This window comes from bacterium (genome assembly GCA_040755795.1).
In the GTDB taxonomy this organism is placed as follows: domain Bacteria; phylum UBA9089; class CG2-30-40-21; order CG2-30-40-21; family SBAY01; genus JBFLXS01.
Map to the genome: position 1 here is coordinate 23,427 of JBFLXS010000006.1, position 12,090 is coordinate 35,516.

A 12,090-nucleotide genomic window follows, 5' to 3' on the forward strand; every position below is an offset into this window, starting at 1 on the left:
TAGAGTAAATGAAAGAGTATCCAACAATGGAATACCTATCATCCCAAAATATTAAAAATGTTCAAGAGGAATTATTACAGGAGACAATTAATTACACATACAAATATTCCCCATATTATGAAAGATTATTTAATTCTTATAATATATTACCATCTAAGATTAAGAGATTAGAAGATTTAGTTCAAATTCCTCCTACGACAAAATATGATTTACAAAAGAACAATGAGGATTTTTTATGTGTTGATAAAGAAAAGGTAGTAGAGATTGTTTGCAGTAGTGGGACTACAGGAGAACCAATATTTATAGCCTTAACTAAAAATGACATATATAGATTGGCACGGAACGAAGAATTGAGTTTTCTTTGTACAAATACTACTTCCGAGGATCTTTTTCAATTGATGGTAACAAGTGATAATATGTTTATTGCCGGAATGGCATATTATCTTGGAATTACTAAAATAGGGGCTGGAGTTATCAGGATGGGACCAGGCAATACAAAAAGACAGATCCGGATATTGGAAGCCCTAAAACCAACGGGTATAGTAAGCGTTCCTTCTTATTTAATTAAAATGCATGAAGAAATAATAAATCTTTCCATAGATATCTCTAAATTGTCTCTTAATAAAGCAGTATTGATTGGTGAGAGCATTTTAAATGAGTCATTAAAACTAAATCCCTTGGGGCAGAAAATCCGTAATCTGTGGAATATTGAATTGTTTTCTACCTACGGAACCACAGAAATAGCAACTTCTTTTTGTGAATGTATTGTTCACCAGGGCCTACATTCACATCCTGAATTACTTTATTTTGAAATCCTTGATGAGAACAATAATGTATTAAATGATGGTGAGATGGGAGAATTAACAGTAACTACTTTTCAAACCGAAGGAATGCCATTAATCAGGTATAAAACAGGTGATATTACTTTTAAGATTTCCTCCCCTTGTAAATGTGGGCGAACTACTGAAAAAATTGGTCCAATACTTAGTCGAAAGCATCATTTAATAAAATTTAAAGGAACTACTGTTTATCAGACACAAATTGAAATGGCGTTATTAAAATTTGATGAGATAAAAAACTATGTCATCGAGGTATCTACAAAGGATAATCTTTCTGATTGGATAGTAGTTAAAGTAGGAGTGAGTAATTTCTCTCCTCTATTAGAAGAAAGAATAAAAGATGAGATAAAGGCTTATGCCCGTGTAACTCCAGAAATCCAGATGTTTACCCCTAGTGAAGTAGAAAAATTTTTATTCACTGAGGGCTCTAGAAAACCTAAAAAGTTTGTTGATTTAAGGAAATGAAATGAAATCAAAACTAAAATCTCCAGAAAGCGTATATGGGCTGAATTTCACTAAAGGAGAGATAGAAGAAGCTAAAGAAAAAGGACATCTTCTTAGTTTGGACATGGAATTAAGTAATGTATGTAATTTAAGATGTAAGTATTGCTATAATACATCGGGAGAAAGATTAAAAAACGAGTTGCAGTTAGCTGAAGTCATTGATATAATAAACCAGGCGAAAGATTTAGGGGTAAGAAGTATTATTATTATCGGAGGAGGAGAACCGATACTTTTTAACGGGCTATTAGAGATATTAACTTACCTAAATAAAAAGGGTATTCTTTCTGTTCTCTTTACCAATGGAACTATGATTACCCGGGAAATAGCAGAAAAATTATTTGAGAATAATGTCTCGGTGGTAATGAAATTAAATAGTATGAATTCAAAAATACAAGATTTTTTAGCTGGTAAAAAAGGTGCCTATGAAATGATGATGCAGGGACTACAAAATTTGATTAAAGCAGGATTCCCTTCAAGGGAATGTCGATTTGGAATTGAAACGGTAATTTGTAAACAAAATATTGAAGAGATTCCAAAGATGTGGGTTTGGAGTCGTGAAAATGGCTATATCCCCTACTTTGAAACTATCACTTATCAAGGAAGAGCACAAAAATATAATCTTAATGTTAGTTCTCAAGAAATAAAAGAATTATTCTACAAATTGCTGTCAATTGATGAGAGAAAATTTGGACTTACATGGGAACCAAAACCTCCAATTGCAGGTATGAGCTGTAAAAGACATTACTATAGCTGTGTAGTGAATTCACAAGGGTTTGTCCAACCATGCGTAGGGATTGATATCTATGTGGGGAATATACGATATAAACCTCTTAAAACAATATTAAGGGAATCTACAATAATTAATAACCTGAGAAATATGGATAAAAATATTAAGGGAAGTTGTAAAGAATGTTCATTAAAGATGGATTGTTACGGTTGTCGCGGAATGGCTTATCATATATACGGTGATTATTTTGAAGCAGACCCTCTGTGTTGGAATAATCCACACAGACTAAGGTATGTATAAAGAGGAAGGATGCTATTCTATGATGCAAAAAGGAAAAATGAGAAAGATGGTGAGAATAATAATATGGGGATGGATGCTATTTTCTTTTTTAAAAAGTAATTACATCAGCGCAGAAAACCAGAATATGTTACAATTAGATAGTATAACGATTGAAGGGAATTCAATATACACCGCTTCAGAAATTAAAAAAATAATGATGACAAAAGAAGGTGAAAGATTCCATGAGGAAATATTCCTTCAGGACCTCCAACAAATTAAAGAACTCTATCATAACCAGGGATATATTTATGCCGAGGTTAAGAATTTTAAAATAGATGACACAAAGAAATTATTATTATCTATCACCGAAGGGAAAATTAAAGAGTTAATAATTCACGGTAATAAAAAAACCAAAGAAAAAATAATAAAACAAGAGATTAGACTAAAAGAAGGAGATGTCTTTAATATAAAAAACTGTGAACAAGACTTACAAAGACTGAAGAATCTCCAATTGTTTAACTCAGTGGATTATGAAGTAGAATATGATGATGATAGGCTTAAATTAGCATTTATTGTGGAAGAAAGCTGGACAATTCTTCCCTGGATTGATTTTGGAAGTGATGGTAGAAGCTATTGGGAAATAGGGATAACATGGGGCAATTTCATGGGGAATAATCAATCGATAGACCTATCCTATGGTCAGGTTGAGTCTTTCTCTTGCTATGAGATAGAATTCTTTGACCCACGGGTCTTTGGAAGTAATTATTCAATTAAATTAGGACTTTCTTCAGAAAGGATATTGGATGAAGAACATAAAGAAGGAAAAGTAATGAGCCTCTACGAAAGGACAACTCAAAGTAAAAATATAGAAATTGGTAAAAAGATTGAAGAATATTGGGAGCTTTTATTCGGATTTAAAACTGCCGAGGAATCATTCGTATTAGAGAAGAATTCACCGTATCCCACTCCTATTCCTAAAAATGGTAAAACAAATTTATTGACTATAGGTGCAAAATATGATAAAATGAACTTCGATGATGAAATTTTAGATGGATATTTATATTACCTCTCTCTGGGAATATCTGATAAAAATGTTGGTTCGGATTTTAATTTTACAAAGATAAGATTTAATTACACCCAGTTTAGTAAATTGAAGGAGAGAAAAAACCTTGGCTGCCGAGTTATGGGAGGCATAGGGAGAGGGAAATACGGGAGGAATTTAGAGATGCAACACCGATTTGAACTAAATGACTTCATCCGTGGATACCCTGCCTATGAATTTAAGGGGGATAAGATGGTGGTCTTTAATACAGAATATCGCTATCCCCTATTAAATAGTGATATGGCAATGATTCAAGGAGTAAACTTTATAGATATAGGGAATGTGTGGTCCGATAAGTTTGGCCATCTAAAAATGGGTATAGGGATAGGTATTCGGGGGATATTTAAGCCTATTCCCGAAGCGGTGATTAGGTTAGATTCTGTCTATGGACTAAATTCCTCTGAAGGACCTAAGTTATATTTGGGATTAGGACAATTCTTTTAGGATAATGTGAGGAAAATTGCTCTTGGGAGAAAATAGATGACTTTGTTGACAAAGATAATAATAGTAAGCCTTTTTATCGTCAGATTCTTCACCTTAAGTTTTGCCAATGACAACCCTCCTTCACCTTTTATACCTGATAACTATCGAAATATTGACCAGAAGAAATTAGAGCAAGATATTGCTACCTATGAGAAAATGGTAGCTAATAATAAACTAGATCCTGAGGCTCATTATAAATTAGGTAAGCTTTATATCCTATCTGCCCTTCGGATGCAAAGTGAAATATTTACAAAAAAAGGTGAAACTGGACTGAAAGAATTAGAGAAAAATGAAACATTCCAAAGAATAAAGGTAAATGCATTCAAAGAATTAGAGACTGCGGTTTTATTAGAACCAAAGAATATTGACTATCTTATAAACTTCTCAGAATTATCCTTCCAATTCTATGAATATGCGAAAGCAGAAAAGGCATTAAAAAAAGCACTATCTATAAAACCAAATAATCCTTATTTGCACCTTCAATTAGGAAAGGTTTATGTCTACCGGATAGACCCGACTAATAATACAATTATAGAACAGGGGCATTGGTGTAATAAGGCATTACGAGAATTTGATAAAATTATTGAGAAACTCCAACCGAAGGATTGGAATATCCTCTGGGAAGCCCTTTGTTGGCGGGCAATGACTTATAAAGGTATCCCCCCCATCTTTGACACGCAGGAAGATGCATTGGATGATTTCAAACAGTTAATCGAACTGCAAAAAGATAAACCAAAGGAAGAAAAGTTTGTTATTCCCTACCTTCGCTCTGGAGAAATATATCTGAAAATGAACAAAAGAAAAGAAGCAGAAAAGATATGGAAAGAAGGGTTAAAATTATTCCCACAAAATAAAGAATTACAAAAGAAATTGGAATCAATCAAGAAATAGAAAATTGGAATTCCAATAGATTGATTTTGTAAGGGAAGAAAACTCTAAGTCGGGCAAATACCAGGATTGATAAAAAAATGGTAAAACTAAAAGTATGGGCAATTATCTTATTAGTGTCTATTCCCCAATCTGGTTGGTCTAGTTTTTGGATAAGTAGAAGTAATGAATTGGAGAATACATATACCTTCTCTAAATCCACAGAGGATGAAGGGAATGAAAGGACAAAAAAAGAAAAGGAGGTTGATAATCTTGTAAAAATTAATTTTGAGTTAGGCCTAACCGATAATATTGTAGGGTCTAGCACATTAAGGGGAAGATTTAAGATGAAGAAGGGAACCCCGAAAAAACTTAAACTTTCTAATATATCATATATAACATATTCTAACTCTTTTTATGAACTAAAAATAGGTAAGCAGAACTATGAAATAGGACAAGGACATATTTGGAACCCCACAAATAGATTTAAGAAAATAGGTGTGGGAGAGATAGAAGAGGAAGATATGACAAAAAAACAGACATGTTCTTTGATGATTGGGGCACCAATTGAAATAAAGAATCTACTTATCAATTCATTTAATGTAATAGCAGTTATCCCTTTAAAAAAGGAAAAGTCTCATCCCTGTATGCTTAATACAAAATATAAAATTGCTGACTATGATTTGACCACAAGTTATTATCAAAATAAGAAGAATAAGGAGGAGATGGTAGGATTTGGTGCCAGGGGTAATTTATATTCCCTCGTCAATATGTGGATAGAGATGTCTTACATCTTTCCAAAAGTTGGGAGAAGATATCATCAATATGTTGTAGGATTAGACCATCAATTTTCTAACGGGCTATCTATTTTTGTTGAATATTACCAGGATAAAAATGGGAAAAAGACAAAAAAACTATATGATTGGGAGAGTTTCTCGGCTAAGAAAATAACCAGTCTGGCGCAAGATTATCTCGGAGTTGAATTAGACTATAATTTTAATAATGTAATAAAGATAGATAATACATTTATAAGAAATCTAAATGATACCAGTTCTCTTATAGTAAGTACTCTTAATTATAATTTCTTTTCAGGATGTGAAATTAACATAGGTGTCATTTCCCCTTTTGGTAAAGAAGACATAGAGATTATTAAGTATGAAGATGATGAAGAAGAAGAGATTGAAACAGTCAAATATCCCGAAGAATTTAAAAAAACACCTAAAACATCTTACATCTCGGTTAAACTAAAATTTTAAAAATGAAAAAAATGAAAACTTTTCTTATAATTATAACTTTTACTTTCTTTACCTCAAAGGTATCAGCAGAGATAAACTCAAATATTAATCTTCCAGATGGATTGCCAAATATTAATATTGTAGAGGCAAACCTTTTGCCAGATGCAGTTGTAGAGATTGTTCTTGTCAATACCAGCCCAGAGTATCTGGTTGAAATTCAACATTTTAGAGCAAATGGTTTGCCTTATTTTGAAAAATGGAAAAAGAAGGTAATAGAAAATATTATTGTCTCTTTAGAATCCGAAGGTAAGATAATATCTCTTCCTTACGAAGAGAAAATAGAAACTTTACCCTATAATGTCAAAACCCCGCTCAGGTTTAAATTATTAATCGATGATATAGAAAATATTCAGGTTATTCTAAGCTATCTTGATAGAAAAGTAGGGAAAAATATCCGGTTAGTTAAGGAGTCTAAATTAATATTAGAACTTGCTAATATAGATAAAGGAGAAGAAGAGGAAAATGAGAATATTATTCCTTTAGGATTTAATCTTAAAAATAAAGGGAAGACAACTATAGAGGATATTAAGATGGAGGTAAAGTATCCATATCTATGGGAAGCAGTAGTTATGCCTCTCTCGATAAAACAACAACTATTCCCTGAGGAAGAAAGATTAATAAAGATTACTTTAAAATTACCAAAGAATTTATCCCGAGATGACTATGGAGATTATCTTGTGGAAGTAAATGGAATTGGATATACTCTGGAAAAGAGAAAGGTGGAGATACCAAGTAAAAAGATGAGAATTTATTTATGTGAGTCTAAATCTCCTCCAGAAATCACTATTTCTAATGTAATGAAAACATCTGATAAAGAGGGGAATAAAGTGATTAGACTTACCTTGACTGGTGGACCTGAGAAAAGAACAAAGATAAGAGAACTGTACTCAAGCGGAGAAAGTTATTTTGAGGTCTCTTTTTGCAAAAAGATGGAAGACATTTATGTCTCTTTAATGAACGAATCAAGAATAATTGCTAAGCCTTATGAGGTAAAGATAAATTCACTTGATTTTGATGAAAATAAGAATATTATCTTTACCCTTCTTCCTGATTGTAAAGGGATAAAAGATGTAACTGTCCTATTAAGATACCACAATGCGAATATAGTAAAAAATATCCATATGACGCAGGATAAAAAGCAAAGTGAATTGAAGATAGAATCCAATCAATTTGCTCAAGAAGGGGCTTTAGGCAGTAATCTGGTTTATGAACTAAATATTGATGCTACCGCAGGAGGGGCAGAGGGGACTTTTTATCTTGAGGTAAAAAATCTCCCCAAAGAGATTGAATACCACTTTACTGACCCCGTAACTAATGCCCGCTTAACACAAATAAAAATCACTCAAGAAGAACCGAAAACTACTCTTCAAAAAATACAACTTATCCTTTACCTGCCAGAGAAATTAAATCCATCACTAATAGAAAAATCTATTTATTTCTATGTAGTTTTATCTAATAAAGAAGAACCAAAATATTCACTCAAATATCCCCTTGAATTAATTCCTAAAGGGGTAGGAAAGTTAGATATACTATCGTCAAATTTTTATTATGAGGTTAAACCTACCCAGGAAGCAAAGATAAAAATTGAGGTGAAAAATTGTGGGACATTAGAATTAAAAAATATTAAGATAGATATAACCTCTCCATACGAATGGAGGAAAAATCTTACTCCAGAAATAATCGAGCGTATCCACCCGGATAAAAAACAAGAGGTAATAATTTCTTTAGTCCCACCTATTAATGTTAATGTAGGCGAATATGAGGCGAAAATAAAGGCGAGTTGTGAAGTAAATAATAAAGAAGTAAAATCGCCAGAAAAGATAGTGCGAATCAATGTAAAGAAAGAGGCTAAAGTAGGGGTGAATCTAACGTTAATAGGAATAATAAGTTTGATTATGATAGCTGTGGTCATCTTTATGATTAAGATAACGAGAAGGTGAGATATAATGGTATTAAAAATAGAAAACTTAAGTAAAAGATTTGAAAATGATACTACATTTACAGTGCAGGAATTAAATTTAGAGATTCAAGGAGAAGAAATATTCACCCTTTTAGGGGCAAATGGTGCAGGCAAAACTACTACTTTTATGCTTTGTTTGGGATATATCCAGGCGAATAATGGAAGGGTTTTAATAAATGGCTACGACATAGAAAAAGAACCTCTAAAGGCGAAAAAATATGTTGCCTATGTCTCTGAAAATGTTATGGTCTATGATAATTTTACGGCGATACAAAACTTAAAGTTTTTTGCCCATTTGTGCGGAAAGTATCCTACGGTTGATAAATGTAAGACATTATTAGAAAAGGTAGGACTGAGGGAGGTAACTAATAAGTGGGCAAGGAGTTTCTCTAAAGGGATGCGACAAAGATTAGGAATTGCCATTAGTCTCATAAAAGATGCTAAGATAATATTTTTAGATGAACCTACCTCAGGACTTGACCCTGAAGGGGCAAAGGAATTCCTCCTTATACTTCAGAAATTAAGGCAGGAAGGGAAGGCAATATTTATGGCAAGCCATGATATCTTCCGAGCAAAGGAGATATCTGATAGAATCGGAATTATGGTCAAAGGAAGACTTGTAAATGTGCTTAATAAAAGTGAAATAAAGGATAAAAATTTGGAAGAAATCTACTTAAAGTATATAGAAACTATGGGATAAAAATATGTTATGGGTAATTATTAAGAAGGAATTTTTGGGGAACATAAAAACCCTAAAATTTATATGGAGTTTTTTATTGTGCCTTCTCTTAATGGGAACTAGTTCCTTTATCAGGACTACTCAATATAATCAAAGGATAACTAACTATCACGCAAATGTAAAATTACATTTAAAAACCGCAGGAAGCTATTCTGCATATCGAGATTTAGCTGAACAAGGGATAAAGATTGATAGACCAGCGGATATCTTAAGTATCTTTGTGGAAGGACTTGAAAATAACCTGCCGGGGGTATTTTCTATCTCAAGCTCTTCAGAATCTGTTGTGGGAATAGAAAAAAACTGGCTTTTTTCTTTATTCGGAACGATAGATTATTTATTTGTTATCTCTACTATAATGAGTTTGGTGGCAATTTTATTTACTTATGATGCTATCTGTGGGGAGAAAGAAAGAGGGACGTTAAAATTACTTTTATCTAATCCTATTCCCAAAGATCTTCTCTTATGGGGGAAAGTATTAGGCGGATATTTAACCTTGTTGTTTCCTGTTACTGTTTCCTTTCTCTTGGGGCTTCTAATAGTAAATATAATATGTCAAACGCCCTTTTCTGCTTATGATTTTAGTCGATTAGGGTTAATATTTATCATTTCATTAATTTATCTGGGGACATTCTGCAATTTAGGGCTATTTGTTTCCTCTGTTACGGTTAAATCTTCCACTGCACTCCTGGTACTTTTGTTAATTTGGTTGGTTTTAGTTTTCCTCATTCCTAACCTTAGTCCACTCCTGGCAAGCTCTGTTTATCCAGTTACCCCTATGCAGAAAATTATGGAAGAAAAAAGGAATACTATTGAAACTGCCTGGGAGAAATTTGAAGAGAAATATGCGAAGTATGATGAAGAATACGGAGGTGTACCTTTAATGGACAAAGGTTCAGTATGGATGATAGAAAGAGATAAGGAAATTACAGAGGAGATTGAAAAAATAGAAAATCCTTATCAACTCTCACTTAATCAACAATTAAAATTATCTATGAATATTTCCAGGCTATCTCCTGTATCATCTTTTTTTTATACCATCAGCCATTTAGCTCAAACAGATTACCTGATGCATCTACAGATTATGGCTATGTTAAAAAAATATAAGCAGGCGTTCATTGAGTATGTTAACAGAATGATGATAGAAGAAGACTCTCCTATTCCAGACCTGCTTAATAAAATTGATATTACAGAAATGCCGCAATTTGTGATGAAAAAACCACCGCTAATCGAGCTCATAAATAACATACAGAGAGATATCTTTTTGTTGATAAGTTGGTTAGTCATCTTATTTGTGACCACATATTTTACTTTCCTGAAATATGACATCAGGTAGAAAGGGGATTTTATCAGAGATGTTGTTATGGACTCTTGTTAAGAAGGAATTTTTAATAAATGTAATTAGTTTAAAATTTCTCCTTGCCTTTTTTATATGTTCTACTTCATTCATTACCGTAACCTATGTCCTTGTTTATGATTATAAAGAACGGCAAAAAGCCTATTACCTTAACCTGACATTTCATGACCAAGAATTTAAAAAATATAAAAACTATGAAGATTTAGAATGGGATGGTAAAAGTGTGGGTAAACCACCGACCCCTTTATCTATATTTGCCCAGGGATTAGAAGGGGAGATTACCTCTACCGTCCGTATTACAAGGTATGACTACCCTTTTTTAAAAGGAGGTTTCCGCAACAATTCTCTATTTCCACTTTTGGGCAAAATTGATCTAGCTTACCTTATTGCTATAGTAATGACTTTACTTGCAATCTTATTTACTTATAATGCCATTTCCGAAGAAAAAGAAAATGGCACACTGAAACTTATGTTATCTAATCCTATCTCCAGAGATAAAATATTGTTAGGGAAATTCATTGGGGGATTTTTGAGTGTGGTTACTCCATATTTAGTCTCATTTCTGGTTTCATTACTCATAATTACCGCTGTGGGTGAAATAGTGTTAAGTAAAGAAGAGATATTAAGAGTTAGCCTTTTTTTTCTCGTTTCACTCCTCTACATAAGCGTATTTTTTATGATAGGGATATTTGTTTCCACCAGGAATTTTAACTCCACAAATTCATTATTTACCTCATTATTTATTTGGATAATCCTGGTTTTGATTATGCCAAATTTGAGTATTCTTATTGGTTCTTATGTCGTCCCTACACCAGAAATTTCAGAAATACAGGGGAAAGAAGATGGTATTATTATCGAGGGAAGAGATAATTGGATGAAGAAGATTATGGAGGAAGCAAATCGGGTACAAGCACCACCTTCTTTTAAATTTGTGGAAGAGAAATACAATGAGATGCAAATAGCCAATGTGGAAAAAATAGAGCAATTAAAAAGATATTATGAGGGAATTAAATCTCATCAGTTAAATGTATGCCAAAATATTTTATCCTGGTTATCAGCAGCTGGGGCATATAATAATATTGTAACCGAATTGTGCCAGACAAATTTTGAGACACAAGAATCTTTTATAAATTCAAGTCGCAAATATCGAGTGGATTTTATTAGATATATTGAAGAACTTAAGGGAAATAATCAAAAAATTATTCTTTCTGAAGTGCCACAATTTATTTTTGAAACAAGGGACATAAAAGAAAGCACAATAAAGGTTTCTTTGGATATTTTCATACTAATAGCTTATTTTTTCTTTTTTTTCACAGGTAGTTATTTTTCATTTTTAAGGTTTGATGTGCGATAAATGTAAAACCGAATCAATGCTCTGATGGCTTACAGAAGGCTAAGAGATCTAATAAATCAATGGAATCAAAAGAGTCCAAACTTAAATTCCTTCTATTCTCCTGAAAATGTCTGTAACTCTTTGTAATTATTGTGGTTAGCGATGATGAAGTTGTTAATGGCAAACGAAAATTGACCCCCCTGGGCAAAAATATAGTATAGTGTATTCTTATGCGGAAAAGCAGTAAAACAAAAAATCATTCCGCAAAAAGGAGGAAAACACTATGCTAAAATTGGAGGAAAGGGTGGAAATAAAGGTATTAAAGGAGCAGGGATATTCAATACGGCAGATAGTGTAATCTTTAACAATCTTTCTGTCTGATTTGTTAAAAATTTTGCGACCTGTGAAATAGGTTGACATGGGAAAACAAAATTATACCACACTACTTATTGTCCGAAAAGGAGATAGGGAGATTAAGCAGAAATTCGGTGGTGTCCTAAATTAGCTAAAGTTTGTGAGAGAAAATGTCGATAAAGATAACAGAAGTACATAGTGTATTATTCTGGAGATTTTGTTTGGGAGGTGGAATAACGATGCATCCAATAGAA

At 32.7% G+C, this 12,090-nt stretch carries 10 protein-coding genes; all 10 read left to right on the top strand.

Going from position 1 to position 12,090, the window contains the following annotated elements; genetic code table 11:
• Positions 1-8: 8 nt before the first annotated feature.
• Positions 9-1,304 (top strand): AMP-binding protein, encoded by a 1,296-nt coding sequence (locus AB1414_00865; GenBank protein MEW6605987.1) that lies wholly within the window; start codon positions 9-11, stop codon positions 1,302-1,304.
• 1 nt (position 1,305) lies between these two features.
• Positions 1,306-2,370 (top strand): radical SAM protein, encoded by a 1,065-nt coding sequence (locus AB1414_00870; GenBank protein ID MEW6605988.1) that lies wholly within the window; start codon positions 1,306-1,308, stop codon positions 2,368-2,370.
• A 19-nt stretch (positions 2,371-2,389) separates the two neighbouring features.
• A complete protein-coding gene (locus AB1414_00875) occupies positions 2,390-3,895 on the top strand; it encodes a POTRA domain-containing protein (protein ID MEW6605989.1) in 1,506 nt (501 codons plus the stop codon).
• A gap of 36 nt (positions 3,896-3,931) precedes the next feature.
• The gene (locus tag AB1414_00880) at positions 3,932-4,825 is read left to right on the top strand and encodes a hypothetical protein (protein MEW6605990.1); all 894 of its coding nucleotides are present in this window, start codon (positions 3,932-3,934) and stop codon (positions 4,823-4,825) included.
• A gap of 77 nt (positions 4,826-4,902) precedes the next feature.
• Positions 4,903-6,057: a hypothetical protein gene (locus AB1414_00885; protein ID MEW6605991.1), complete on the top strand. Its 1,155-nt coding sequence runs from the start codon at positions 4,903-4,905 to the stop codon at positions 6,055-6,057.
• Between the two features lie 2 nt (positions 6,058-6,059).
• Positions 6,060-8,036 carry an NEW3 domain-containing protein gene (locus AB1414_00890; GenBank protein MEW6605992.1) on the top strand — a complete coding sequence of 659 codons (1,977 nt, stop codon included), beginning with the start codon at positions 6,060-6,062 and terminating at the stop codon, positions 8,034-8,036.
• Positions 8,037-8,042: 6 nt separating this feature from the next.
• Entirely contained in the window at positions 8,043-8,756 is a 714-nt protein-coding gene (locus tag AB1414_00895) for an ABC transporter ATP-binding protein (GenBank protein ID MEW6605993.1), read from the top strand.
• Positions 8,757-8,760: 4 nt separating this feature from the next.
• Positions 8,761-10,128 (top strand): ABC transporter permease subunit, encoded by a 1,368-nt coding sequence (locus AB1414_00900; protein ID MEW6605994.1) that lies wholly within the window; start codon positions 8,761-8,763, stop codon positions 10,126-10,128.
• Between the two features lie 19 nt (positions 10,129-10,147).
• Positions 10,148-11,503, top strand: a complete 1,356-nt coding sequence (locus AB1414_00905) for an ABC transporter permease subunit (protein ID MEW6605995.1) — start codon at positions 10,148-10,150, stop codon at positions 11,501-11,503.
• A 262-nt stretch (positions 11,504-11,765) separates the two neighbouring features.
• Complete coding sequence (locus AB1414_00910; GenBank protein MEW6605996.1) at positions 11,766-11,840, top strand: helix-turn-helix domain-containing protein; 75 nt, start codon at positions 11,766-11,768, stop codon at positions 11,838-11,840.
• The last annotated feature ends 250 nt before the right edge of the window (positions 11,841-12,090 follow it).